23 protein-coding genes and 2 tRNA genes are annotated in these 25,083 nt (G+C 74.3%); 8 read left to right on the top strand and 17 right to left on the bottom strand.

Features of this window, described 5'->3' with window-relative positions; all coding sequences use genetic code 11:
- Positions 1-10: 10 nt before the first annotated feature.
- On the bottom strand, positions 11-550 hold the full coding sequence (locus tag H7H31_RS23265) for a DUF3830 family protein (protein WP_187062391.1): 540 nt from the start codon (positions 548-550) through the stop codon (positions 11-13).
- A gap of 130 nt (positions 551-680) precedes the next feature.
- Here H7H31_RS23265 and ehuB point away from each other — a divergent pair, with 130 nt between their 5' ends.
- The 6 genes from ehuB to H7H31_RS23235 all read left to right on the top strand — a co-directional run bounded on the left by ehuB (position 681) and on the right by H7H31_RS23235 (position 5,218).
- Positions 681-1,589, top strand: a complete 909-nt coding sequence (gene ehuB / locus H7H31_RS23260) for an ectoine/hydroxyectoine ABC transporter substrate-binding protein EhuB (RefSeq protein ID WP_187062384.1) — start codon at positions 681-683, stop codon at positions 1,587-1,589.
- Positions 1,586-2,353: an ectoine/hydroxyectoine ABC transporter permease subunit EhuC gene (gene ehuC, locus H7H31_RS23255; RefSeq protein ID WP_187062383.1), complete on the top strand. Its 768-nt coding sequence runs from the start codon at positions 1,586-1,588 to the stop codon at positions 2,351-2,353. The genes ehuB and ehuC overlap by 4 nt, the downstream gene beginning before the upstream one ends.
- Positions 2,350-3,000: an ectoine/hydroxyectoine ABC transporter permease subunit EhuD gene (gene ehuD, locus H7H31_RS23250; protein ID WP_187062382.1), complete on the top strand. Its 651-nt coding sequence runs from the start codon at positions 2,350-2,352 to the stop codon at positions 2,998-3,000. Before ehuC ends, ehuD begins: the two co-directional genes overlap by 4 nt.
- Before the next feature lie 22 nt (positions 3,001-3,022).
- Positions 3,023-3,793 (top strand): ectoine/hydroxyectoine ABC transporter ATP-binding protein EhuA, encoded by a 771-nt coding sequence (ehuA, locus tag H7H31_RS23245; RefSeq protein WP_269475473.1) that lies wholly within the window; start codon positions 3,023-3,025, stop codon positions 3,791-3,793.
- 369 nt (positions 3,794-4,162) lie between these two features.
- Positions 4,163-4,924, top strand: coding sequence for an IclR family transcriptional regulator (locus H7H31_RS23240; protein ID WP_187062381.1), 762 nt, complete (start codon positions 4,163-4,165; stop codon positions 4,922-4,924).
- Between the two features lie 220 nt (positions 4,925-5,144).
- A tRNA-Lys gene (locus H7H31_RS23235) sits at positions 5,145-5,218 on the top strand.
- 339 nt (positions 5,219-5,557) lie between these two features.
- Here the strand turns inward: H7H31_RS23235 and H7H31_RS23230 are convergent.
- The 5 genes from H7H31_RS23230 to H7H31_RS23210 all read right to left on the bottom strand — a co-directional run bounded on the left by H7H31_RS23230 (position 5,558) and on the right by H7H31_RS23210 (position 12,263).
- On the bottom strand, positions 5,558-6,148 hold the full coding sequence (locus H7H31_RS23230; protein ID WP_187060369.1) for a lytic polysaccharide monooxygenase auxiliary activity family 9 protein: 591 nt from the start codon (positions 6,146-6,148) through the stop codon (positions 5,558-5,560).
- A 130-nt stretch (positions 6,149-6,278) separates the two neighbouring features.
- Positions 6,279-7,130, bottom strand: coding sequence for a nucleoside/nucleotide kinase family protein (locus H7H31_RS23225; RefSeq protein WP_232110036.1), 852 nt, complete (start codon positions 7,128-7,130; stop codon positions 6,279-6,281).
- A 152-nt stretch (positions 7,131-7,282) separates the two neighbouring features.
- Complete coding sequence (locus tag H7H31_RS23220) at positions 7,283-8,800, bottom strand: hypothetical protein (RefSeq protein ID WP_187060368.1); 1,518 nt, start codon at positions 8,798-8,800, stop codon at positions 7,283-7,285.
- Positions 8,801-8,805: 5 nt separating this feature from the next.
- Positions 8,806-10,476: an SPFH domain-containing protein gene (locus H7H31_RS23215; RefSeq protein ID WP_187118070.1), complete on the bottom strand. Its 1,671-nt coding sequence runs from the start codon at positions 10,474-10,476 to the stop codon at positions 8,806-8,808.
- Positions 10,477-10,841: 365 nt separating this feature from the next.
- The gene (locus H7H31_RS23210) at positions 10,842-12,263 is read right to left on the bottom strand and encodes a peptidoglycan-binding protein (protein WP_187060284.1); all 1,422 of its coding nucleotides are present in this window, start codon (positions 12,261-12,263) and stop codon (positions 10,842-10,844) included.
- A 504-nt stretch (positions 12,264-12,767) separates the two neighbouring features.
- Here H7H31_RS23210 and H7H31_RS23205 point away from each other — a divergent pair.
- Positions 12,768-12,841: transfer RNA gene (locus tag H7H31_RS23205), tRNA-Lys, on the top strand.
- 101 nt (positions 12,842-12,942) lie between these two features.
- A complete protein-coding gene (locus H7H31_RS23200) occupies positions 12,943-13,668 on the top strand; it encodes a FadR/GntR family transcriptional regulator (RefSeq protein ID WP_187060283.1) in 726 nt (241 codons plus the stop codon).
- Between the two features lie 174 nt (positions 13,669-13,842).
- On the opposite strand, the gene H7H31_RS23195 is transcribed toward H7H31_RS23200, so the two are convergent.
- The 11 genes from H7H31_RS23195 to H7H31_RS23145 form a co-directional block, all read right to left on the bottom strand.
- Positions 13,843-14,862: a glycoside hydrolase family 6 protein gene (locus tag H7H31_RS23195; RefSeq protein WP_232110035.1), complete on the bottom strand. Its 1,020-nt coding sequence runs from the start codon at positions 14,860-14,862 to the stop codon at positions 13,843-13,845.
- Positions 14,863-15,261: 399 nt separating this feature from the next.
- Positions 15,262-15,933, bottom strand: coding sequence for a class F sortase (locus H7H31_RS23190; RefSeq protein WP_187059607.1), 672 nt, complete (start codon positions 15,931-15,933; stop codon positions 15,262-15,264).
- A 14-nt stretch (positions 15,934-15,947) separates the two neighbouring features.
- Positions 15,948-16,592 (bottom strand): hypothetical protein, encoded by a 645-nt coding sequence (locus H7H31_RS23185; RefSeq protein ID WP_187059606.1) that lies wholly within the window; start codon positions 16,590-16,592, stop codon positions 15,948-15,950.
- Between the two features lie 135 nt (positions 16,593-16,727).
- Complete coding sequence (locus tag H7H31_RS23180) at positions 16,728-17,507, bottom strand: HAD-IIA family hydrolase (protein ID WP_176161815.1); 780 nt, start codon at positions 17,505-17,507, stop codon at positions 16,728-16,730.
- Between the two features lie 150 nt (positions 17,508-17,657).
- Positions 17,658-18,623 carry an alkaline phosphatase family protein gene (locus H7H31_RS23175; RefSeq protein WP_187118069.1) on the bottom strand — a complete coding sequence of 322 codons (966 nt, stop codon included), beginning with the start codon at positions 18,621-18,623 and terminating at the stop codon, positions 17,658-17,660.
- A 170-nt stretch (positions 18,624-18,793) separates the two neighbouring features.
- Entirely contained in the window at positions 18,794-19,867 is a 1,074-nt protein-coding gene (locus H7H31_RS23170) for a 2-aminoethylphosphonate ABC transporter substrate-binding protein (protein ID WP_187059579.1), read from the bottom strand.
- 150 nt (positions 19,868-20,017) lie between these two features.
- Positions 20,018-20,815, bottom strand: coding sequence for an ABC transporter permease (locus H7H31_RS23165; RefSeq protein ID WP_176161818.1), 798 nt, complete (start codon positions 20,813-20,815; stop codon positions 20,018-20,020).
- Entirely contained in the window at positions 20,802-21,824 is a 1,023-nt protein-coding gene (locus H7H31_RS23160) for a 2-aminoethylphosphonate ABC transporter permease subunit (RefSeq protein ID WP_187060822.1), read from the bottom strand. The genes H7H31_RS23165 and H7H31_RS23160 overlap by 14 nt, the downstream gene beginning before the upstream one ends.
- Positions 21,817-23,064, bottom strand: a complete 1,248-nt coding sequence (locus H7H31_RS23155; RefSeq protein WP_187060821.1) for an ABC transporter ATP-binding protein — start codon at positions 23,062-23,064, stop codon at positions 21,817-21,819. The genes H7H31_RS23160 and H7H31_RS23155 overlap by 8 nt, the downstream gene beginning before the upstream one ends.
- Entirely contained in the window at positions 23,061-23,855 is a 795-nt protein-coding gene (locus tag H7H31_RS23150; RefSeq protein ID WP_187060820.1) for a phosphonatase-like hydrolase, read from the bottom strand. Before H7H31_RS23150 ends, H7H31_RS23155 begins: the two co-directional genes overlap by 4 nt.
- The gene (locus tag H7H31_RS23145) at positions 23,852-24,973 is read right to left on the bottom strand and encodes a TIGR03364 family FAD-dependent oxidoreductase (RefSeq protein ID WP_187060819.1); all 1,122 of its coding nucleotides are present in this window, start codon (positions 24,971-24,973) and stop codon (positions 23,852-23,854) included. Before H7H31_RS23145 ends, H7H31_RS23150 begins: the two co-directional genes overlap by 4 nt.
- Positions 24,974-25,083 lie beyond the last annotated feature (110 nt).

The following is a 25,083-nucleotide window of genomic DNA, read 5'->3' as shown; positions in this document are numbered from 1 at the left end:
GTGCCGGCCGTCACGCGCGGCGGAAGCTGAGGGTCTCCCCCAGCGCGCCGGCGCGCCACAGGTCCTGGCAGGCGGCGGCCATGCGGTCCAGCCCGTCGACCACGGCGCCCCAGACGATGCCGGGCACCCAGCCGGCGTCGCCGTTGATCAGCAGGTTGTTGCGCTCGTAGAACAGCGCGAGGTCGACCACCTGGGACCGGATGGGCCGCGCCGGCGCGGGGTCGGTGCCCGCGCCGCGCGCGGTGGCCGCCCGCGCCGCCTCGTAGCCGTAGGAGGCGGTGCCCAACTGGGTGTCGGTGAACGTGAAGTAACACAGGTCGCCGGGGATGGGGGTGATGGTCGGGTTCTCCAGGGGTGGCTCCTGTGGGGCGAACGGCGGCACGAGCGTGTAGATCTCGTTGCGCGCGTACTTCGCGTGGTAGACGTCGCCACCCAGCGGGAGCGCGTTCCACACGGCGTCGCAGGTGCGGGGGGCGCGGTCGTCGAGCAGCTTCGCCGTGCAGCGCACGCCGCGCCCGTCGAGCGAGACTTCCAAGAACCGGTCGGTCACCGACTGCTCCTCTCGTCGCTTTCCGGAATCCATCGTGCCGCGCTCCTCCAGGTCACGGCCTGTCCACGGGCTACGTCAAGGGCTGGAAACGATCGGCATAACTTCAACCAACTCGGGTAGCCGCGCGGCCATGGCTCGACCACGAGGGAACGACAAGGGAAAAGGGCTGGCACGGCGCTCGCTGCTCGCGGGCGGCGCGGCTCTGGGGCTGCTGGGGGCGGCCGGGTGCAGCCGAGTCTCCAGCGCGGACGCCAAGGACGGGGGAAATCTGCTGGACCGGCTCAAGACGCAGGGCACGGTGCGGCTGGGGATCGCGGGGGAGATCCCCTTCGGGTACATCGACAAGGACGGAGAGTTCACGGGGGAGGCGCCGGAGATCGCCAAGGTGATCTTCAAGCGGCTCGGGGTCGGCAGCGTGCAACCGGTACCGACGGAGTTCTCCTCACTCATCCCGGGGTTGCGCTCTCAGCAGTTCGACGTGGTCTCGGCCGGCATGTACATCGACCCGGTCCGCTGCGAGCAGGTGATCTTCTCCGATCCCGACTACAAGATGCTCGACGCGTTCATCGTGGCCAAGGGCAACCCGAAGAACCTGCGCAGCTACAAGGACATCGTGCGCGCCGGCGCGCGGATGGCCAGCGGCACCGCGTACGCCCAGATCGGCTACGCGGTCACGGCGGGCGTCAAGCGCTCGGAGATCACCGTGCTGCCCGACCAGCTCGCGGGGCTGCTCGCGGTGGAACAGGGCCGCGTGGACGTGTTCGCCGGGACCACCGTGACCGTGCACAACGTGGTCAAGCAGCGCGGCAGCCGCAAGGCCGAGGCGACCGAGCCGTTCCAGGCGCTGGACGCCGACGGCAAGCCGGCGATCGGCGCGGGCGGGTTCGCCTTCCGCCCGGAGGAGACCAGGCTCCGGGACGCCTTCAACGTGGAGCTGCACAAGATGAAGAAGAGCGGCGAACTCCTGCGCGTCATGCGGCCGTTCGGCTTCACCGAGACGGAGATGACCGATCTCACGGCCAAGGAGTTGTGTTCATGACCGCGGGACTGTGGGAGCACTGGCTCCTGCCCGGCATCTGGATCACCATCCAGCTCACGCTCTACAGCGCGGTCTTCGCCACCCTGGTGGCCTTCGGCGTCGGCATCGCGCGCACCTCGCGGCTGTGGATCGTCCGCTTCCTGACCGGCTTCTACGTGGAGGTCTTCCGCGGCACCTCGGCCCTGGTGTTGATGTTCTGGTTGTTCTTCGTGATGCCGCTGGGCTTTGAGTTCCAGCTCGTACCCATGTGGGCCGCAGTGCTGGCCCTGGGGCTGACGTACGGGGCGTACGGCTCCGAGATCGTGCGCGGCGCGCTGGCGGCGGTGGCCCCGGCGCAGCGCGAGGCGGCCATCGCGCTCAGCTTCTCGCCGGCGCAGCGGATGCGGCGGGTGGTGCTGCCGCAGGCCATCCCCGAGATGATCCCGCCGTTCAACAACCTGCTGATCGAGCTGCTGAAGGCGACCGCGCTGGTGTCGGCCGTGAGCGTCGCGGACATCACCTTCGCCGCCCAGCTCTCGCGCCTGGCGACCGGCGAGAGCCTGGAGATCTACTCGATCATCCTGGTCCTGTACTTCGTGCTCGCCTTCCTCCTCACCCGGGCGATGCGACTCCTTGAGCGCAAGGCCAAGGCGAGCATCGGGCAGGCGCCGCCGCCGGGCAACGGCCTGCTGGCCAAGCTGACGAAGGGGCCGGCCAGGACCGCGGCGAACCGTTCCGGCACGCCGAAGTCCGCCGACGCCCTGGCTCCGGGAGGTGCCAAGTGACCTGGAACTGGGACGTCGCCAGGGACTTCCTGCCCGAACTGCTCGACGGGCTGCTCATCACGTTGCAGGCCACCGCGCTCGGCTCGGTGCTCGCCTTCGCGCTCGGCCTCGTGTGGGCGCTGGCCCTGCGCTCGCCGACGCGCTTCGTGCGCTGGCCGGTGGGCGTCTTCGTGGAGTTCATCCGCAACACGCCGCTGCTGGTGCAACTCTTCTTCTTCTACTGGGTGCTGCCGAGCTGGGACATCAAGTTCTCCGCGCTCACCACGGGCGTGATCGCGCTCGGCCTGCACTACTCGACGTACGTCGCCGAGGTCTACCGCGCCGGCATCGACGGCGTACCGGTCGGCCAGTGGGAGGCGGCCACCGCGCTGAACATGGCGCGCGGGCGGACCTGGTTCGTGGTGATCCTGCCGCAGGCCATCCGCCGCGTGGTGCCGGCCCTGGGCAACTACGTCATCGCGATGCTGAAGGACTCCCCGATGATCGCGCTGATCGGCGTCACCGACATGTTGCAGAAGGCCCGGTCGGAGGGCGCGACCTCGTTCCAGTACATCGAGCCTTACACGATGGTCGGCATCGCCTTCATCCTCATTTCGTACCCGGCATCCCTGTTGATGCGAGCCCTGGAGCGTCGTCTTGGCCACTGAACCCCTCACCCAGAACCCCGCCGTGGACGGCTCCGAGCTGATCCGCTTCGACCACGTCACCAAGCGGTTCGGCGACAACACCGTCCTGGACAACCTCGACTTCACGGTCGCCTCCGGCAAGCACGTGACCCTCATCGGCCCGTCCGGCTCCGGCAAGACGACGATCCTGCGGCTGCTGATGACGCTGCTCAAGCCCGAAGAGGGCACGATCATGGTGGACGGCGACTACCTCACCCACGAGGAGAAGAACGGCAAGCTGGTCCCGGCCGGCGAGAAGCACACCCGTGAGGTGCGCAAGAAGATCGGCATGGTCTTCCAGCAGTTCAACCTGTTCCCCAACATGCGCGTGCTACGCAACATCACCGAGGCCCCGGTGCACGTGCTCGGCATGAGCAAGGACGAGGCCGAGGAGCGCGCCCGCGGCCTGCTCGACCTGGTGGGCCTCGGCGACAAGTACGACGCGTACCCGACCCAGCTCTCCGGCGGCCAGCAGCAGCGCGTCGCCATCGCCCGAGCGCTGGCGATGCGCCCGCAGGTGCTGCTGCTTGACGAGGTGACGTCGGCGCTCGACCCGGAGCTGGTCGCGGGCGTGCTGGACGTGCTGCGGGACCTGGCGCACACGACGGACATCACCATGTTGTGCGTGACGCACGAGATGAACTTCGCCCGGGACATCTCGGACGACGTGTTGATGTTCGACGCGGGGCGCGTCATCGAGTCGGGCCCGCCGGAGAAGATCTTCAGCGAGCCGGAGCACGAGCGCACCCGCGAGTTCCTGAGCGCCGTGCTCTGAGCGCGACGCTCCGGGGCCGGGCGTCAGGCCGGGCCGGGCGTCGGGCCAGGCGTCGGGCCGGGCCGGGTGCCGGGCCCGGAGCGCCGTCGGTGGCTCCGCGACGGTGGGGGCCCGCTGCGCGCCGCGAGCGCGGCGGTCCCCCGAGCTGGTGATCCGATCCATGACGCTGACATATGCCACCGTGGCGCCTCGCTGTTGAGCCGGGTCTCCGGCGACAGCAATTCACCCAACACCCCCGTCATGGCAACCGCTTGACGGCTATCGTGGTACGAAGCTCCGCTGCCCCAGGTCGCGCCGCGCTCCACCCATCGGCCGTGACCTGCAGCGACAGCGACACCGCAAGCGGTCACAACCTGGTAGGGGGAAACCGTGGCGCCGAAGCCCGAGCCGACCGCCCCACAGCACTCGGTACGGCATGCCCTCCGAGTGCTGGAGATGGTCTCCAAGCACACAGGTGGCGTCACCGACGTCGAGATCGCCCGTCGCATCGACGCCTCCAGCGCCCAGCTCGCCGAACTCCTGGCCATGCTGCGCCGCGAGGGGTACGTGGAACAGACGAGCGACGGGGCCTACGTCAGCGGGGAGGCGCTGCTCGTCCTCGGCGGCAGCGGCGCCAACCGCCAGCAGGCCCTGCACGCCAAGCTCCAGCGCACGCTCACCGTGCTGCGCGACACGGTCGGCGCGGCGGTCTACATCAGCCGGTACATCGACGGCGAGGTGAAGATCACCCAGTACGCGGACGGCCCGAACGCGCCGAGAGTCAACGAGTGGGTCGACTTCAGAGTCGCCGCCCACGCGAGCGCGGTCGGCAAGTGCCTGCTCACCCAGCTCGACTACAACGAGCGCCGCGAGCACCTGTCGCGACACAAGATCGTGCGGCTCACCTCGCGCACGACCACCAGCGAGCGGGTGCTCTTCAGCCGCCTGGACAGCCAGCCCGCGACGGTGCCCGTGCTCGACCTCCAGGAGTACGCGGTGGGCACCGTCTGCGCCGCCGTGCCGATCACGGCCGGCCGCGCGGTCGGCTGCCTGGCCCTGTCGCTGCCGGTGGAGCACGCGCACCGACTCCGACAGGCGGCGTACGCGCTGAACCGCGAGGCCGCGCCCGTGCTGCTGTCGCTCACGCTCTAGCTGTACTGATCACGAGCGCCCTGGCGGTGCCTCGCCGGCACGGCGGATCGCGGCGGCCGGGCGGTCTGCCGGCTCGCGGCGGCCGGGCGCGGCTCGCCGCGGGCGAGCGGGCGCCGGGCGGCCAGCGGCGGGCGAGCGGGGCAGGTCATGGCGGTGGGGGCGGGTCGGGCGGTGGTTCTGAGCACCCCCGACGGGCGGGTAAGATGGACTTCGTCAACGCGCGCCGCTAGCTCAGTTGGTTAGAGCAGCTGACTCTTAATCAGCGGGTCCGGGGTTCGAGTCCCTGGCGGCGCACTTCGTATGACGCATCAGACAGCGGGCCCCCGGAGTTCTCCGGGGGCCCGCTGTCGTGTGTGCGCCCGGCCGACTCAGGCGGAGAGCGCGCCCTCGTCCCGGGCCGGCCGGCGTGCGCCGAGCGTGCCCTCGGGCGGCGGGCCGTGGCGCGCTCCCACGGGGGCGGGCACAGGCGCGTGCGGGCGACACGGGGCAGCGTGGGGCTGCTCCGTGCCGCCCGGGTGAACGGTGGCGCGGGCGAAGACCGTCGTCGCGGCGGCGGGTTCGCCGTCGTGGCCGGTCAGCGTCGCCGTCCCGGACGGACAGGGGTCGCCGGGGGCCGGCGGCGCTGGCGCGGGTCTAGAACTCGACGTCCGAGCAGGCGTAGAACGCGTTGCCCGTGTCGTTGATCGTCCAGACGGCCACGAGCACGTGCTTGCCGCTGCGCTGCGGCAGGGTGGCCGGGTGGCTCGTGCTGGGCGAGGGCTGCTTGCCCTTGTAAGGGACGGTGTGGAACGGCGTCAGGTCCAGGCTGGCCCGGGTGACCGGCTTGGTCGGGTCGAAGCCGTCCTTGGTGAGGTAGTAGCGGAAGTCGGTGGTGGAGTGCGGCACCGGAATCCGCCAGGTGAGGTTGATGCTCTGCCCGGAGGAGAGCTTGGTGGCGGGCCACTTGCCGCCGCGGGGGTCGTCGAGCGGGGCCCATCGACCGTCGCCGCCGGCGCAGATCTTGCCGTCGGCGGGGCCGCGCGTGGGGAAGCCCTTCGGGCCCTCGACGCTCTGTGGCTCCCACTGGATGTCGCCGCAGTTCTTGACCTTGCCCTGGGCGCACAGGATTTGCCGGCTCGGGGGGTTGTCGCTGTAGCCGTGGCTGGTGGCGGTGCCACCGGTCATCAAGACGGACGATCCCGCGATGCCGAGCCCGAGAAGGGCCGCACTGATCTTCTTACGCATGCTTGGCTCCTGACAAGCGTGTGGGGAGTGCGTGTGGAGGCGGTTCTGGCGTGCGTGAAGTGGTGCGCGGGGGGTGGGTGCTGAGGCTGGTGCGCGTAGGGGGTGGGGGCGGTCTAGACCAAGTTCGAGACTAGTCCTGCCAACTGAACATGTCCATATCAAGTGGAACCAGAACGCGGTCGCAGCGCCGCCTCGATTCCTTGACCTGTTCACCATTCGGTTGGTCGTTGCCCGCCACCCAGGCACGGGCCCGCTCGTCATCCCGGCCGCCCGCCAACTGCCGCTTCACCAAACGGTGTTCGCGTACCGCGTCCGCCGTCTCCAGGTACCAGACCTCGGCCAGCGACGCGCGCGCGGCGCGCCATCCCGGGGCGTCGCACGCGAGGTAGTTCCCCTCGGTGATCACCAGTCGGGCCGACGGGGGCACCAGGTGCCGGGCCGCCACCGGCTCGTGCAGCGTCCGGTCGTAGTCGGGTACGTAGATGTCGTGCCGCCCCTCCCGTCGCACCCGGTCCAGGAGTGCGGCGTACCCCCAGACGTCGAAGCTGGGCTCCGAGCCCTTGCGGTCGGTCAGGTTGAGCCGGCGCAACTGCGCGTTGGAGAGGTGGAACCCGTCCAACGGCAGGTACGCGGCGCTGCCCGCGCCGTGCCGCTCCCGCACGGCGGCGACCAGGGCCCGGGCCAACGTCGACTTCCCGGCCCCCGGCGCGCCGGCGATCCCCAACAGCCGCCGCGGCGGGACCGTGTCCGTCGCCCCGTCGGGCGCGGCGCGCCGCACCGCGTCGTCGGCGACGAGCGACCATGCCTCGGCGGCGAGCGCGGCGAGGTCCAACGGCGGCGCGGCGCGCCCCGGGCGGGCGGCCCCGTGCCCCGGAGGCTCGGGGCGCTCCGGGGGCAGGGGGCCCTGCGGGCCTGCGGAGAGGTCCGGGCCTGCGGCGAGGTCCGGGCGTGCGGGGTTCTCGGGTACGGGGAGGTCAGCCATGCCACGGCACGCTAGGCTCTCGACGCCGCCACGCCCCACCCACCCCACCCACGCGCCGCGTCCCGTACGCCGTGCCCGGCCCGCCGCGCCCGTACGCCGTGGCGCGCCCCGCCTCCTTCGTACGCCCGCGCCGCGCCGGGCGCGCCGGCGGCTCAGGCGACCTGCCGTTCCCCGGTCTCGGGGGACGGGGACTGGGCCGTGTGCAGCAGGTGGGCGTAGCTGTGGCGCAGGGCGATGAGGGAGGTACGGGCCTCGTGGTACGCCGCCGAGACCGGGCCGCCGCGCGGGGCCAGGCCGCGGACGGGGGCGCACTGCCGCTCCAGCGCGATCAGCCAGGCGCGTTGGGTGGCGGGCAGGTGCCGGCGCACCGCCTGCCGGCTCGCCTCGCCCGTGCGCGCCCCCGTGCCGAGCGCGGCCTCCGCCGCCTGGAGCACGGGCGGTTCGAGGGTGGCCGGCAGGTGCGCGGCGCCCCGCCCCACCGCCCCTCCCCCGTCGCGCGCGGCCCGCGGGCCCACCGGGCGCGGGTCGGCCGAGCGCGGGCCCGGCGGGCGCGGGCCCACCAGGCGCGGGGAGTGGGGGCGCGCCCGGCCGGCGTGCTCGCCGGGCGAGGCCGCCGCGCGGGCGAGCGCGGCGATGACCGTACGCTGCTGCTCGCTGGCCGGCGCCTCCGCCACCGCCCGCTGCTCGGCCAGCAGTTGGGCCCGCAGCGCGTGCAGCACCCGGGCCAGCCGGCGCAGGGCGGTGGCCGTAGCGGGCGCGTCCGGGCCCTGGGTGGCGAGCGTGTGGGCCAGCGCGTCGGCGAGCCGGAACAGCCACACGCCGTGCGCCTCAAGCCGGGTGGTGGCCAGCAGGAACCGGTCCAGCCGGCCCAGTGGCTCGTCGGCCGGCGTCCAGCGCACCACCGGCACCAGGGCCTCCGCGCGCACCAGTTGGTCGATCGGCATGTGGCGGCGCGGCTTGCGGGCGGTGGCCCAGTTGTGCAGGGCGAGCGCGGGCAGCGCCACGAAGTGCGGCTGGTCGAGCCGGTGCCCGAGCGCCTCCCACAGGTCGGCCAGGCCCTCGCCGGCCCCCTCCGCCGGCTCCGCGCTCGTCGGGGCCAGGTGCGCCCAGTCGCAAGCCGCGGCCAGCACGGCGACGCGCATCGCCGCCGCCTCCGCGTGCCGGTGCGTCAGCCGGGTCACGCGGGCGCGCAGCGCGGCCAGTTCACCGGCCCGCTCCGCGCGCTCGACCAGTTCGCGGGCGGCGTCCCGCGAGGGCGCGAGGGCGACCGACGAGGCCAGCTCGTCCAACCGGACCCAGGTGCCGATCATGGCCCGGACCGGCGGCCGTTCCGGCAGGAAGCCGTGCGCCAGGCGCTCCCCGAGCCCGGCCGACGAGACCGGCCCCGCGCCGCCGCCCGGCCGCGCCGGGGAGCCGGCCGGCTCCCCGTACGGTTGCGACGCCTCGCACGCCCGCGACCCCTCGCGCGGCTGGGGCGGCACGCCCGGCGCCGTCGCCCACCGCTCGCCCGAGGGCCCAGCGGCCGTGGGCGTGACCGCCGGCGCGGGCGCGGGGGCGGGGGTGCCCGTGGCCGCGCCCGCCCCCGCGCCCGTGATCGTGGTCGCCGCCGTGGGCTTCGTACCTGCTTCGGTCACACCCGTCACCGCCGTCTCCCCTTCCCTGCCGGGCATCCCTGTCACCTGCTCTCCGGCGCCGCGCCGCGCGCCGTGTAGAAGGCCACCGTGAGGTCCTTGACCAGGGCCTTGCGTTCGTAGTCGTCGAGTTCCACCAGGCCGCGCGTGGTGAGCCGGTGCACGGTGTCGTCCACCGCGTCCACCACCGTCGTCAGCACGCTGTCGCGGTGCCGCGCGTCGATCGCGGCGAGCTGGCTGCGCTGCATGGCGGCGGCCACCTCGGGCGCGTACGCGAGGCTGATCGGCTGGGCGGAGTACACCGTCAGGCCCACCGGTTCGCAGCGCGCCGCCAGCACCCGGGTCAGGGCGTCACCGACCGCCTGCCCGTCGCGCAAGGTGGCCGGCGCCGCGCCGTCGGCCGGGCCCGAGGCGGGGTGCGCCTGCCCGGCGGCGCCGGCGCCCGGCGCCTCGCCGTAGGTGTCGGCGGGCAGCCGCGAGAGCACCCGCGCCACCGTGGCCTCGACCTGTTCCCGCAGGTAGCCGACGTGGTCGTCCACCGAGAGCACCGCCCGGGCGGTGTCCCGCACCCGCCAGACGACGAGCACCACCACCCGCAACTCCACGCCGCGCGCGTCCACCACCGGCATCGGCTCGCTGCGCCAGTGCCGCAGCCGTACGTCCACGCGCCGGCGCAGCACCAGCGGGCTGATCCACACCAGGCCGGTTCTGCGCACGCTCCCCCGGTAGCGGCCGAACGCGCTGAGCACCCACGCGCTGCCCACCCGCCCTCGGCCGAGCCCGCCGAAGGCGAGCAGGGCGACGGCGCCCCCGACGGCGACCGCCGCCCACAGCCACGGCGGGGTGCCGGACCGCCGGTGCACGGGCAGCCCCAACGCCTCGACCGCGCGCGCCGGCAGTGCGCCGGCCCACCACAGCAGCGCGCCGCCCGTGGCCAGCGCGACGAGGCCGGCCGACACCGCGCACCAGCCGGGCAGCGCGGGCCCCGGCCGCTCCCGGGGCTCGTCCGCGTACGCGTCGGGGGCCGTCGCCCGTACGGCGCTGTCCCACTCCGCGTCGTCGGCCGCCATCCGCCGTGGCGCGCCGGCGGCGCCCGGCGTCGGGCGAGCGCCGCGCGCCGTGCGGGGTCCCGCTCCGCCCACCGTGACGGTCGGTTCGGGCGCGCGTCTCACCTCGCGCAACACGCCGGTCGCGGCGCCCAGCTCCACCACCTGCCGCCCCCACGGATCGCCGACGCCGCCGGGTCTCCCGGTCAACAGCGGTCCACCCGCGACCACCGGCTCGCCCGCGTCGGGCCCCTTGGCCGCGTCCGCCCCCAGGACCATGCCGAACTGCCGCTTTTGGGTGGGGTGTTGGTTGACGTCGAGCCGCTGGGCCGAGTCGGGCCGGGAGGTCGTCGGGTCGGCGCGCTGGGCCGGGTCGGGCCGGTGCGCCGCGGCGGGGTGCCGGGTCGCGGCGGGGTGCCGGGTCGCGACGGGCTCGCGCGCGGGGGTGGGCTCGCGGGGCGCGTCGGAGGGCGGGGCCGCGTCGGGCGCGTGGAGCGCGCTGGGCCCGTCGAGCGGGACGGGCCCGTCGATTGAGTCCGGCCCGTCGAGCGGGGCGGGCCTGTCAATTGAGTCCGGCCCGTCGAGTGGGTCGGGGTGCCGGGTGGTGCCGGCCGGGTGGGCGTGCGGTGGTGCGTCGCGCGCCCCGGGTGTCCGCGTCGTTGATTCCATAGACCTCTCCGTCAGACCTCTCCGTCAGCCCCCGTACCGGCCCCACGCCGGCGTCCGCCCGTACGGCCGCCGGCTCCCGTACGGTGCGGACGGCCGCCCGCTTCGCCTCCCCCGCCCCTTCCGTCCCAGCCGCGCGCTCCGTCCTCCGCTCCCGCTCGGACCACTCACCTGCCCGTGAGTACCCGCGCCCATGTCGCGCCGTTGCTCACGCCGGCGCGGACGAGCCGGCGCGCGGGCTCGCGGGTGGGCGGGCCGCCCGTGCGAGGCGTGCGCCGGAACCCACGCCAGCGACTACCCGCCCGGCGGGCACTCGCGCACCCGCCGAGGGCAGGGCCGAGCCGGCCGGAACGGCCCGCGCGGGGCGCTCACGCGAACAGCCGGCGCCAGGTCTCCGGGCCCGGATAGCCGTTGGCGTCGGCGCCGCGCCACCCCTGGGCGCGCTGGAACGCCTCGACGTTCCGGCGGTCGCTCTCCGTCCAACGGCGGCTCGGGCCCTGCGCGTAGTGCCGGCCGAACCCCTTGCGCACCAGCCGCTGGCCGAGCTTCTCGACGTGCGCGTTGGCCTGGCCCGGCCGGAAGGCCCCCGCGCCCGGGAACGCCGGCACCCGGTGGTCGCCCGTACCGCCGGAGCCGCTACCGGAGCCGCTGCCGGAGCCGGCGCCGATGTCCCGGCCCCCGCCGGTGACGAGGTAGCGCCAGGTGCTCGGCCCCGGAATGCCGTCGGCCTCGGCGCCGCGCCACCCCTGCGCGAGTTGGAAGGCCCGCGTCGCGCGCCGGTCGGCCTCGCTCCAGCGCGGCCCCGGTCCCGACGCGTAGTACTTTCCCGCGCCGCGCCGCACCAACATCCGGCCGAGTTCCGTCACATGGCCGTTGTGCGCGCCCGGCCCGAACGCGCGCGTACCGGGAAAGGCGGTGCCGTGCTCGCCGCCGCCGGGATTTCCCGGCATTCCGCCGTCGCGCACCCCGCGATAGCGGTACGCCACGTATTTGCTGGAGTTATTCCAATAGGCGTAGGGCGTCGAGCGTCTGACGGTGTGCGGGCGCGTCTGCTCGTACGCGATGTAGCGGGTCCTCGCCGCGTCGACCCAGCCGCCGAAGAGCGTCACGTGCGAACCGGCCGTGGGGTTGGCGGCGTTGTGGAAGAGCAGCATGTCCCCCGGTTCGAGCTGGCTCTTGGAAATCCGTACGGCAAAGCCGGAAAGGCTGCCGGTCCACTGGTTGCTGCCCAGGTTCCAGGCCATGGATATGAAGCCCGAACAGTCGCGCCGATAGCCGTCGGCCGCGTAACCGGCCATGCTGTACGGCACCCGCTGGTCCACCCAGCGCTGGGCCCGAGCGAGGATCGCGGCGCGGGTGATGGTGCGGCTCGACGCGGCCGTGACGGCGTGCCCGCCGCCGGGCACGGGCTCTCCGCCGCCGTACAGCGGGCCCGGCGCGCCCTGCGGCGCATCGCCCGCCACCAGGGCCAGCGCCCCGGCGGCGGCCGTCGCCGCGTCGGCCGCCGCCGCGTCCCCGGCCGCCTCGGGATGCTCCGCGGCGCCCGGCGTGCGGGCGCCCGGCGCGCCCGGGCCGGCGGGTCTGTCGGCCGCCCCGACCCCGTGGCTCGCGGTGCCGAGCACCGTGCCGGCCGCCGCCACCAGGACCATCGCCCGCCGCGCGCCGTGGGCCGCCGGGTGACCGCCCGCGCGCGGGGGCGCCGCGTTCGGCAACGTCCTGCGGCGCTCGACACACCCCGCGCACGGGCAGTCGACGGGGGGCTCGTATTCGTGGAAAACCGGCGCTGGCATACCCATCCCCTCCGAGGTTCTGCGAACACTTCACGGCGCTGCGCGCGCTTCTCAGCTTCTCAACTACTCGGACAAACCGCATGTTGACGGAGTAACTGGTGACATGAGCAACGGAATGATCTTCACAGAGCGAAACCCGACAACCGGCAGTCCAAAGTCCCGAAAGCCCGGGACTTTCGGCCCGAGAACTCGACCGCAGCCATGCGGTAAGGGAGCGACAAAGCGAGCGGCGAGGAAGCGCGGAGAAATGCGGGCGACCGCTGGGGCGCACGTGTTTCACGTCACAAGGCCCGGCGGATCGCCCCCAAAAGCGCGGGCGACGGGAAATGCGGCCGGCGCCCGCGCGGTCCCCGTACGGCCCGGCGGCGGGCGGCCGTTCGGGATATCCGGGCGGCCCGCCGTAAGCCTCTCTCAGGCGACCCCGGGAGCCCGGACCAGCGCGGGACGGCGCGACGGCGGTCGATAGCACGCTCCGGCGTCGGGTAAGGTTTTCGATGTCAGCGCGCGCCGCTAGCTCAGTTGGTTAGAGCAGCTGACTCTTAATCAGCGGGTCCGGGGTTCGAGTCCCTGGCGGCGCACGTCACACTGTGGGCCTCCTCGTCACCGACGAGGAGGCCCACAGTCGTTCCGTCAGTCACCACGGCCGTCCGCGCCGGGTCCCTGGCCGCGCGTCCGGGGGATGGCCAAATCGGAGGTGGCGGTGCACAGTCGCAAAGTGGCGAGCGACATCCAGGAACGCATCAAACGGCTGATCATCGACGGACGCCTGCCCTCCGGGGCCCCGCTGCCCACCGAGGCGGAGCTGATGGAGCTGCTGGGCGTCAGCCGGAACTCGGTGCGCGAGGCGCTGAAGGCGCTCCAGGCCATGGGCATCGTGGAGATCCGGCACGGCTTCGGCACCTACGTCGGCGCCATGTCGATGGCCCCGATGATCGAGGGGCTGACCTTTCGCACCGTCGCCGGGCACTACCGGGGCGAGGACAGCCTGCTCCAGCTCCTGGAACTGCGCGAAGCGCTGGAGACCGGGCTGCTGACCCGGCTGGTCGGCCGGGTCCCGGACGCCGACCTGGCCGCCCTGGACGCGCTGGTGGAGCGGATGGCGGCGGAGGCGGAGCGGGGCCCGGTACGCGCCGAGACGGACCGCGCCTTCCACGCCGCGCTCTACCGGGGCCTGGACAACCAGTTGCTCAGCGAGGTGCTTGAGGCGTTCTGGGACGCCTTCCACCGGGTGCGCACCGACCTGGTGGACGGCACCCCCGATCCCCAGGTCACCTGCGAGCAGCACCGCGAGATCCTGGCGGCGGTCCGCGCCGGCGACACGCTGCGCGCCGAGGCCGCGATCCGCGACCACTTCGGCAACATCAGGACCCGACTGCGCTCGGCCGCCCGCCCCGCACCCGACTGATCCCGGCCCCTGCCTTCCTCGGCATCGTTGCCGTCGGCCACCGCACCGGAGAACAGAAGCCGGGAGACGGGACCTGCCGGGTCCCGCCGGGCGAGTCGGGAACGCGCCCGGCGTCACGAGCCCCGGCGGGCCCGCACGGAACGCGCCCGGCGCCACCGGCGGCCCCTTCGAGCGCTACGGGCCCCGGCGCGCGTTGCGGGCCAGCTCCAGGGCGTACTCCGGCCACCACGCGCCGGCCCGGGGGCCGCCCTTGCAGGTGCCGTCCGACTCGCCGGGGCGCTTGACCCACAGGTAGGCGTCCACGCGCTCGTCGTCGGTGTGCGTGGTGGGCGGCTCGCCCAGGGCGCGCTGGCCCGGGTTGCACCACGCCTGCGGATCGTCCGCGCCGGGGGCCGGCCCGCGGCCGTTGCGGCTGGTGTCGATCACGAAGTGCTTGCCGCCGACCAGGTCCGACAGCCTCTTCCCGTACTCCGTGTTCTCCCGCGTGGTCTGGTAGTTGGCGATGTTCAGCGCGAAGCCGTCGGCCGCGTCGATGCCGGCCCGCCTGAGCGGCCCGGCCATCCGCCGCGGGTCGGTGATCCAGTGCGGGTTGCCGGCATCCAGGTACACCTTGGTACGCGGCAGCCCGCGCAGCCGGTGCACCGCCTCGGCGAGCAGCGCGAACCGCTCCTCGTGGAACTTCCTCGGCGTGCAGCCGTCCTCCACGTGCGGCAGCGCGTCCGGTTCCAGGATCACCGTCGCGGGGCGGTCCCCGATGCCGGCGATCACCTGGCCCAGCCAGCGCCGGTACGCGTCGCCGTCGGGCGCGCCGCCCTTGGAGTACTGGCCGCAGTCGCGGTGCGGGATGTTGTAGAGCACCAGCAGCGCCTCCCGGCCGGCCGCCACCGCCGCCTCCGTGAAGCCGCGCGCCCGCCCCCGCGGGTCCTCCACGCCGATCCACTCGGCGACCGGCTGCCGGGCGATGCGCTCGATCAGCTCGGCCTCCTCGGCCCGGTCGTCCGCACGGTAGGCGGCGAGCTGCCGGGCCGCGTTGCCCCGCGGGTTGACCCAGTACGGCACGACCGACGCCGGCCGCTGCGCGATCGGCTTGGCGACGTCGGCCACGCGCCGCTGGCCGCCCTCGGAGTCGGCCGGCGCCGAGCACGCCGACACCAGCAGCAACGCCACCCCGATGGCCGGCACCAGGCGGGCCACCGCGCGCCGGCGCCCACCGCGACGACCCCACCGCGCCCACCGGCGCGCGCCGCGCCACACCCCCGCCGCTCCCCGCGCCGCGCCGCGCCGGGCCGCGCCGGTCTCCCCGGGGGACACGTTTGGTCGCTTCAATGCCTGCACACCGTCCCTGCCCGAGCCGTGTCCGTAGGCACCCTGTTGTACCGCGACGGCGCCCCGCGAGCGCGCGGCGACATGGCCCCCTCGCCCGTCCTCCTCGCCGACCGCCACGACCGGCCCACCCGCGACACCCGCCCGACCCCGAACGGCCCCACCCGGCCACCCCGCCCACCGGCCTCGCGAGCCGCCCCGGCGAGACCCGTCGTACGCGCCCGGCCCACGCACCTCACCCGTCACCCCCGACACACCGTCACAGGCGGGTCAGCCGGGGTGGCGTACCGCCGTCAGGTACGCCGAGACCACGACGTTGGCGCTGTACGTACGGGTGGCGCGGTCGAAGGTGCCGCCGCAGGTGATCAGGCGCAGCTCGGCCCGGCCCGCCCGGCGCGGCCCGTACACCCGGTGGGCGTCGAACCGGTCACGGGTGACGACCGCGATGTCCTCCACGGTGAACTCGGCCACCGCCCCGTCCGCCCGCGCCACCCGCACCCGGTCCCTGGGCTCCAACGCGCTCAGGCCGTGGAAGACCGCCGGCCTGGACGCGGTGTCCACGTGCCCCACCAGCACCGCGGCGCCCGCCTCGCCCGGGTGCGGGCCCGCGCGGTACCAGCCGACGTCGCCCGGCCTGTCGTACGGCGGCGGCTCCACCGCGCCCGCCGCGTCGAGGCCACGGCCGACGACGCGGGCCCGGCGCACCTCGGCGTCCGGCGCGTCGAGCGCGCGGGGCGCGGCGGCGGACAGCGGCGGGTGCGGCGGCGGCAGGGCGCGCCCGCCGGGGCGGCCCACCGCCGCCACGTCGCCGGTGGTCGGCGCCGCTCCGACGCCCGCGCCACCGTCCTTGCCCCACAACCACAGCGCCACCAACACCGCCGCCCAGGCCAGCCCGACCAGCAACCGGCCGCGCCCGGCGCCCGGCGTGGCTGCCGCACCCATCCGCGCCGCGCCGCTCAGCCGGTGGGGCGGCCGGCCCGGCCGCGCCGGTGCAACGCCATGCCGCCGAGGGTCAGCGCGGTGCCGCCCGCGAGGGCCAACCCGTACGCCTCCGCCACCCCGACGTCACCGTCGCGCGGCACCTCCTCCTCGGCGGCGGCCACCGCGCGCGGCTCGCCCGCGGTGCCGCCACCCCCGGCGCGGACCGGCGCGACGGGCGAGCGGGCCGGCAGCGGCAGGGCGTGGTCGCCGGCCCGGTCGGGCCGCGCCACGGCGGGCGCGTCGTCGGGACGCTGGCCCGCGGCGCCGACGTGCACCCGGCCGACGGCCACACCGGCGCGCCCGTCGCAGCGCACGGTGACGTCGTAGGTGCCGCCATCGGCCGCGCCGCGGATCATCGCCTCCGCGAAGAGCCCGTCCCCGCCCTTCGGCTCCGGCGCGAGCCGCCCGTCCACGACGAACGCCCGCGACGCGACGGCCCCGGCACGCCCCTCGCACCCCCAGGCCCGCACCTCCACCTCACCGCCCGGCCGGGCGTGGGCCGGGCTGACGACGAGCGTGGGGCGCGGTGACTCGTTGGCCGCCGAGCCGATGGCGAGCACGGCGACGACCGCCCCGACGGCGATCACCGCGGCGCCCAACGTGCGGGGGACGAAGCGCATGGTGAACCTCCTGGCCTCCCAGCCTTCGCCGTCCCCCACCCACCCGCATCCGCTCCTCCCCCGTGTTGGTCCGTTCGCGTGGGAGAACGGGCCGAGACGGGGGGCTCACGGCGTGGCCGCGTGCCGGGGCTGGTGTCAGACCCGGTCCACCAGGTCCGCGATGGAGTCCACGACCCACGACGGGCGGAAGGGGTGGCGGTCGACCTCCTCGGGGCGGGTGAGGCCGGTCAGCACCAGAAACGTTTCCATGCCCGCTTCCAGGCCCGCGAGGACGTCCGTGTCCATCCGGTCCCCGATCATCGCGGAGGTCTCGGAGTGGGCGCCGATCGCGTTCAGGCCGGCCCGCATCATCAGGGGGTTGGGCTTGCCGACGAAGTACGGCTCCTGGCCGGTGGCCTTGGTGATGAGGGCGGCGACCGAACCGGTCGCGGGCAGCGCGCCCTCGGCCGAGGGGCCGGTCTCGTCCGGGTTGGTGGCGATGAACCGGGAGCCCGCGTTGATGAGGCGGATCGCCTTGGTCAGCGCCTCGAAGCTGTACGTGCGTGTTTCTCCGAGAACGACATAGTCGGGCTCGGCGTCGCTGAGCACGTAGCCGATGTCGTGCAGCGCGGTGGTCAGGCCGGCCTCGCCGATGACGTACGCGCTGCCGCCCGGGCGCTGGTCGTCCAGGAACTGCGCGGTGGCCAGGGCGGAGGTCCAGATGTTCTCCACCGGCACCTCAAGCCCCATCCGTGACAGGCGGGCGTGCAGGTCGCGCGGGGTGTAGATGGAGTTGTTGGTCAGTACGAGGAAGGGCTTGCCGGAGTCGCGCAGGCGCTTGAGGAAGGCGTCCGCCCCCCGGATCGGGGTGCCCTCGTGGATCAGCACCCCGTCCATGTCGGTCAGCCATGACTCGATCGGCTTGCGCTCTGCCATTACCGGACTCCTGCCGTACGACGTGTGCGGGACGCCGGCCGAACCGCGCTGTACGGCGGGCGTCCCCACAGCCTAATCAGCCGGAAGTGACCTTGACCCCCGCGGGAGCGGACGGCTGTGCGGCCCGCTCCCGCGCCACGCGCCCCCAGGTCAGCGCAGCGGCGCCCCGTCCAGGTGCCACCTGGGATCGATGGCGATGCCGAGGTGGGTCAGCAGGGTAGGGGCGACGTCGACCATGCGTGAGGTGCCGGTGGAGCCGGGGGTGAAGCCGGTGCCGTGGGCGATGACGAAGGTCTGCTTTTCGCGCGCCGAGGTCCCGCCGTGGCCGCCGGCGTCGGTGTGGCCGTGGTCGGCGGTGACCATGATCAGCCAGTCCTCGGCGGCGTGGGTGGGGCGGGTGGTGATGGCCGTCAGTAGCTGGCCGACCTGGGCGTCGGCGCCCGCGATGGCCTCCAGGTAGGCGCGGCTCGCGCCGCCCGAGGCGTGGCCGGCGTGGTCGATGTTGTCGAGCTGGACGAAGCTGGCGTCGGGGGCGTCGGTCGCGGACAGGCGGGCCACGGCGTCCTGGGTGGTGCCCGCGTCGTACGCGGAGCCGGGCGGGGCGACGCGGACGTCGACGGCCGGCGAGAACAGCGGGCCGCCGCCGGTGGCCGAGGTGAGTTGGGGCCAGGAGGAGACGGCGTAGGTGCGCAGCGCCGGCCGGGCCTGCTCGACGCGGGTGAGGACGTCGGGGTAGGTGGCGAAGCGCTGGCCGCGGAAGGTGTTGTCGCGTACGCCGTGCTTGGTCGGCCAGACGCCGGTGGCCAGCGTGGACCAGCCGGGGCCGGAGAGGGTGAAGGCGTAGGGGATGGTGCCGGGGGCGCGCAGGCCGCCCGCGATGAGGCGGTGCAGGTGGGGCGCGTCGGCCTCGGCGACGCGGTCGAGCATGCAGCCGTCGAGCCCGATGAGCAGGGCCTTGGGGGTGCGGGCGGCCGACCGCCGGGCCGGCGTCGGCCGCGCGGCGGCGGCGTGGGCGGTGCCGGTCACGGACGCGGTGCCGGTCACGGCCGCGGCGGCGGTCGCGGCGGCGCCGGTGAGCAGGGTGCGGCGGGTGGGGCGGGCGGGCGTGTGCGACATGGGGTCCTCCGCTGGGGGTGGGGGCGTGGTGGACGGTGTCGAACGAGCGGCGTGCCGGGCGGCACACCGGGCCCGGGCCAGGCGCCGGCGCGGTGCGCCGGCGCTTGGCCCAGACCCGTTACCTTGGCAGGGCGCGTGGGGCCCGGACGGGAACGGCCGGGCGGGGCGCGTCAGTTGCCGGTGGCGGACTTCCAGGCGTCGATGTACTCGGTGTAGTGCTCGTCGATGTCCTTCCAGTCCGGCTTGAAGACCTCGACGCCCTTCATGAGTTCGGCGAGCGCGGTGGCGTTGGGGTCGGTGGCGTCGATGTCGGTACGGGCGGCGAAGCCGCCGCCGACCGCGCTGACCTGGCGCTGGGCTTCCTCGCTGAGCAGGTAGTCGAGGAACTTCTGGCCGTTGGCGCTGTGCGGGGCCTTGTTGACCAGGCCGGCGGCGTACGGCAGCGCGAAGGTGGTGCGCGGGCCGCCGTCCTTGGCCGGGAACCAGATGCCGAGGTTGGGCATGGACTTGGACTGGGCGTAGTTCATCTGCACGTCGCCGTTGGACACGAGCAGTTCGCCCTTGTCGACCTTGGGGGCGAGCTTGCTGGTCGAGGAGGACGGGCCGACGTTGTTGGACTGGAGGTCGCCGAGGTACTTCATCGCGGCGTCCTTGCCGCCGAAGTCGTGCATCGCCTTGATGACGACGGCCGTGCCGTCGCCGGCGACGCCCGGCGTGGAGTACTGGAGCTTGTTCTTGTACTTGCCCTCAAGCAGCTCATCCCAGGTCTTCGGCGGCTGCTTCAGCTCCTTCTTGTTGTAGGCGAAGGAGAAGTAGTTGTTGACGACCGAGGTCCACTTGCCGTCGGCGTCCTTGTCGCTGGGCGCCACGGCCTCGGAGCCCTTGGGCGTGTACGCCTTCAACAGGCCCTTCTTGTCGGCCTGTTGGATGAAGGGCGGCAGCGTGATGAGCACGTCGGCCTGGGTGTTGGACTTCTCCCGGACGGCGCGCTGCACCATCTCGCCGGAGCCGCCCTCGACGTACTTGACCTCGATGCCGGTCTTCTTCTCGAACTCCTTGAAGACCGTGTCGTACCAGCCCTTGCCGTCCTCGCCCTTGAGGCCGTCGGCGCTGTAGACGGTGACGACCTTGGCGTTCTTGTCGGCGGTCTCGCTACAGGCGGACAGCGTCCCGGCGAGGAGGAGGGCGCCGCCGAGGGCGGCGGTGGGCTTGAGGTACCTGCGGTAGCGGACGGGGGTGCGCATGGCGGGGGTGTCTCCGTAACGGGTGAGGGTGGCGGGTGCGCGTGGGGGGACGTCGGTTGCGGGGAGGGAGGGATGTCTGGGGGGCGGTGGTGAGGGTTCGTACGGGGGCCGCGGCGCCGGGCCGGCGGGGGCCGGCCCGGCGCGGGCGGGTCAGCGGTAGCTGGCGCGGGTGCGGATGCGGGAGACGGCCAGCAGGACCAGGAGCGTGCTGCCCATCAGCACCACGGCGACGGCGGAGCCGGTGAACAGGGCGCCTCGGTCGGTGGCGGTGAAGACGCGTACCGGCAGCGGCATCCAGTCCGGCGGGTAGAGCATCATCGTGGCGCTCAGCTCGCCCATGGACAGCGCGAAGCACAGCCCGGCCGCGGCGTTGAGCGAGGGCAGCAGCAGGGGCAGCTTGACCCGCCACAGCACCAGCCAGGGCCGGGCCCCGAGGCTGGCGGCGGCCTGCTCGTACGCCGGGTCGAGGCGGGCGAGCGCGGCCGAGACCGACTGGTAGGCGAAGGCGGTGACGAGCACGCCGTGCGCCAGGATGACGATCCAGCGGGTGCCGTTGAGCAGCATCGGCGGCTGGCTGAACGCGACCAGTACGGCGAGTCCGACGACCACCGAGGGCACCGCGACCGGCAGCATGAACAGCGCGTCCAGGAGCCGCTTGGCGCGCCGGCCGAGCGCCGACGCGGCGAGCGCCGCCCAGGTGCCGACGGCCAGCGCGAGGACGCTGGCGGTCAGCGCGGTGACCAGGCTGGTGGTGAGGGCCTCCAGGGACTCGCCGCGTACCGCCGCGCCGTAGTGCTCGGTGGTCGGCCCGGAGGGGAAGGCGCCGCTCCAGTGGGTGGCGAAGGACGCGGCGACGATGACCAGGAGCGGCAGCGCGAACAGGGGCAGGAAGAGCGCGAAGAAGACGATCCAGGCCGTCCAGCGGCCGGTTCGGCTATGCACCAGCACGGCGGGCCCCCTTGAGCAGCGCGCCCTCGCCGCCGCGCCCGGTGCGCGCGACCAGGGCCCGGTAGAGCCCGAACAGGCCCACCGAGATGGCGATGTTGACGACGGCGACGACGCAGGCGGCCGGGTAGTCGGACTCCAGGATCGCCTCGCTGTACACGAGCATCGGCAGCGTGGTGACGCCCTTGGCGCCGGTGAACAGCACGATGCCGAACTCGTTGAGGCACATCACGAGCACCAGGCTGCCGCCGGCGGCCAGGGCCGGCAGCGCCTCGGGGAGGATCACCTGCCGCACGATGCGCGCGGGGCGCGCGCCGAGCGACGAGGCCACTTCGAGCTGGGCCGTCTCGATGCCGGAGAAGGCGGCGAGCAGCGGGCGCATGACGAACGGCGTGAAGTAGGTGATCTCCGCGAGGAGGACGCCCCAGGGCGTGTTGAGGAAGTCGAACGGGCCGCTGGCCGCGCCCGTCACGTCCGTGTACACGCCGTTGGCCATGCCGACCGTGCCGTAGATGAACAGCAGCGCCAGCGTGATCAGGAAGGACGGGAAGGAGAGGAAGACGTCGATGAACTTGGCGACGGCCTTGCCGCCGGGGAAGGGGACGAACGCGATGATCAGCGCGAGGACGAAGCCGAGGACCAGGCAGCCGATGGTGGCGCAGACCGCGATCCACACCGTCGTCCACAGCGCCTCGCGGAACGCCTCGGAGGCGAACACCTCGCGGTAGGGGGCGAGCGAGGTGCCGCCCTCGTCGGGGCTGAAGGACTGCTCGACGACCAGGTAGAGCGGGTAGAGGAAGACCAGGGCGAGGACGGCGACGGGCGGCAGCGCCCACAGCCACCGGGTCAGCCCGGCCGCCCGCCCGCCGCGCCCGGCGCCCCGTTCCGGGTCGCGCCGGTCGGCGGGCGCGGTGGTGGCTGGCTGGGCGTGTTTCGCCTGCGTGCCGGTCGGTTCCGTGCTGGCCGGTGTGGCGTGGGTCGCCGGGCGGGCGGAGGCGCTGGCGCTAGCCATCGGTCGCACCTCCCGCGCCGGGTGCCACGCCCTTGGCCACGCCGGCGGCGGCGAGGCCCGGGGCGGGGGCGGGGACCGGGGCGGAGGTCGCCACCGGGGCCGGGGTCTGGGTCGCGGCGGGGACCGTGGCCTGCGGCGCGGTGCCGGCCGGGAGCAGGACGGCGTCGTGCGCGGCGAAGTGCAGCGCCACCGGCTGGCCGAGTGCCGGCGTCTCGCGCAGCTCGCGCACGTCGGCCTTGACGCGGTGGCCCGCGACGTCGACGAACAGCCGGTGCGTGGAGCCGCGCCACTGCACCTCGGCGATGGTGCCCCGCAGGGTGTTCTCGCCCTCGCCGAGGCCGACCAGGTGCGGTCGGACGCACAGCGTGGCGTCGGCGCCGGGCGCCGGGCCGTGCCCGGACTCGTCGACGCCGGTCACGGTGAGTTCGGTGTCGGCGAAGCGTACGGAGCCGGGCGTGGCGCCGCCGACGGTGACCGGCAGCAGGTTGGCGTTGCCGACGAAGGAGGCGGTGAACTCGGTGCGCGGGCGCCGGTAGAGGTCCTGCGGGGTGCCGCAGTCCTGGAGCCGGGCCCGGTCCATGACGGCGATCCGGTCGGCCAGCGTGAGCGCCTCGACCTGGTCGTGGGTGACGTACAGGATGGACACGTCGGGCAACTCGCGGTGCAGCCGGGCGAGTTCGGCGAGCATGCCGGAGCGCAACTGCGCGTCGAGCGCGGACAGCGGCTCGTCCAGGAGCAGTACGCCGGGGCGGATGGCCAGCGCGCGGGCGATGGCCACGCGCTGCTGTTGCCCGCCGGACAGCTCGCGCGGGTAGCGCCTGGCGTAGTCGGCCATGCCGACCATCTCCAGCGCCTCGGTGACCCGCCCGGCGATCTCGCCGCGCGGTACCCGCTGCGCCTTGAGGCCGAACGCCACGTTCTGCGCGACCCGCAGGTGCGGGAAGAGCGCGTACTGCTGGACGACCATGCCGATGCCGCGCCGGTGCGGCGGCAGGGCGGTGACGTCGCGGTCCCCGATGAACACCCGGCCCGAGGCGGGCCGCACGAAGCCGGCGACCGCCCGCAGCGCGGTGGTCTTGCCGGACCCGGACGGGCCGAGCAGCGCCATCACCTCGCCCGGTTCGACGGTCAGGTCGAGCGCGTCCAGGGCCACGGACTCGCCGCGCTTGCCGTACGCGACGGTGACGCGCTCGAAGCGGATGCCGCTGGCGGGCGCCGCCGGCGCGGAGTGCGCGCTCACGGCGCGGCCCCCGCGGACCCGGCATCGGCACCGGCACCGGCACCGGCACCGGAGTCGGCCTCGTACGCGGTGATGAGCGCGGGCAGCGCGGCCACCGAGTCGAGGACGTGGGTGGCGCCCGCCGCGCGCAGTTGCCGCGCGTCGTGCGCCCCGGTGAGCACGCCGGCGACCAGGCTCGCGCCGGAGCGGCGGCCCGAGCGCATGTCGTACGCGGTGTCGCCGGCGACCGCGATCTGCTGGACGCCGTCGGCGGCGTGGGTGCGCAGCAGCGCGCCGAGCACCATGTCCGGGTACGGGCGGCCCCGGCCGCCGACGTCGGAGGGGCACAGGGTGAGCGCGACCAGGTCGCGCCAGCCGAGCGCGGCGATGATGGCGTCCTGGGTGGCGCGGGCGAAGCCGGTGCTGAGAGCGACCGTGCGGCCCTGCGCGGTCAGTTCCTCGATGGCCTCCCGGGCGCCGGGCAGCGGCGCGCAGTGGCCGGCGTCCACGAGCGCGCCGTAGGCGGCCTCGAACGCCTGGTTGGCGCGCTGGGCCCGGTCCTCGGTGCCGTACAGGTGGCGGAAGACGGAGATCTTCGACTCGCCCATGGTGGCGCGTACGTAGCCGAGTTGGTCCGCGTGTTCGGGGCTGTCGGGTTCGACGCCGAGTTCGCGGGCGGCGGCCGTGAACGCCTGCTCGACCAGGCCGTCGTCGGCGACGGTGGTACCGGCCATGTCGAGGACGACGAGCCTGATGGCCCGCTCGTCGGTGGTGGTCTGCTGCGGGGTGTGCTGCTGTGTCACGTCGTTCACCAGCCCAGTTCGTTCGCGGTGGTCTCGGCGATCGCCGGCGAGCAGGTCATGCCGCGGCCACCGGGCCCGGTCACCAGCCACACGCCGTCGGCGACGCGCTCGCGGTGCACGACCCGGCCGGGGTCGAGGCACTGCGCGTACACGCCCGCCCAGCGGTGGCGGATCGGCGGTAGCGGGCGGCCGAGCAGGCCCTCGACCACGCGGCCGAGGTGCTCGTAGGGGTCCTCGACGACGTCGAAGTGGAACGGTTCGGCGTACTCGTGGGTGTCGCCGATGGTCAGCCCGCCGTCCGCGCGCTGCACCATGAGCAACTGCATCTTGTGTTCGGCGGCGATCGGGGTCTGCTGTTGGGCCTCGGCCAGCGCGGTGAGCGCCTCGCCACGGTAGGCCGGGTAGTAGCGGAAGCTGTCGGCGTCGGCGACGGAGGTGGTCAGGGCCTCGCCGAGCGGCGCGGTCTGCATCATCTGGAGCCGCACCCGGCGCACCGGTAGCTGAGGGGCCAGCTCGCGGACCAGGCCGCCGAGCCAGGCGCCGGTGCACAGCACCACGGCGTCGCCGGTGTGCGTGGTGCCGTGGTCGTCGCGGACCGCGCCGGGCCCGGTGACCTCGCGGACCTCTCGGCCGCCGACGAAGGTGTAGCGGCCGGAGGCCAGCAGCGCGTCCTTCAGCGCGCGCTGGGCGACCCGCGGCTCGACCGCGCCGTCGCGCTCGCACCACAGGGCGCCGGCGAACTCGCCGCGCAGCGCCGGGTTCAGGGCGCGGGCCTCGGCCGCGTCGAGCAGCTTGTAGCCGCGCTCGGCGGCGTCCGGCAGCTCGGTGGCGGCGCGGGCCACGGCCAGCTCGGCCTCGTTGGTGACCAGGGTGAGCGAGCCGTTCGGCCGGAAGCCGAGCCCCGGCACCCGGGCGCCGATCTCCTCCCACAGTTCGCGGGCCCGCAGCGCGGTGCGCAGCTCCGCGCCACCGGCCCGTCCGCCGACCCAGACCAGGCCGAAGTTGCGCACCGAGGCGCCGCGGGCCTCGGCCTCGCGCTCGATGTGTACGACCTCGTGGCCGCGTTCCACTGCCTGCCAGGCGTGCATGGTGCCCACCACGCCGGCTCCGACGACTATCACTCGCATGCCCCAGACGGTCGCGGCGCGGAGTGACCCAAACGGGTCTGGGCGGCGACGACAAGGTGAACACGGGCGCAAACCTGGCCTAGACCCGTTATCCTCCCGTGACCTTATGG

The sequence above is a fragment of the Streptomyces buecherae genome (genome assembly GCF_014295035.1).
Classification (GTDB): Bacteria; Actinomycetota; Actinomycetes; order Streptomycetales; family Streptomycetaceae; genus Streptomyces; species Streptomyces youssoufiensis.
Note: the sequence above shows the minus strand (reverse complement) of the source record. Positions and strands in the feature narration are given on the sequence as shown.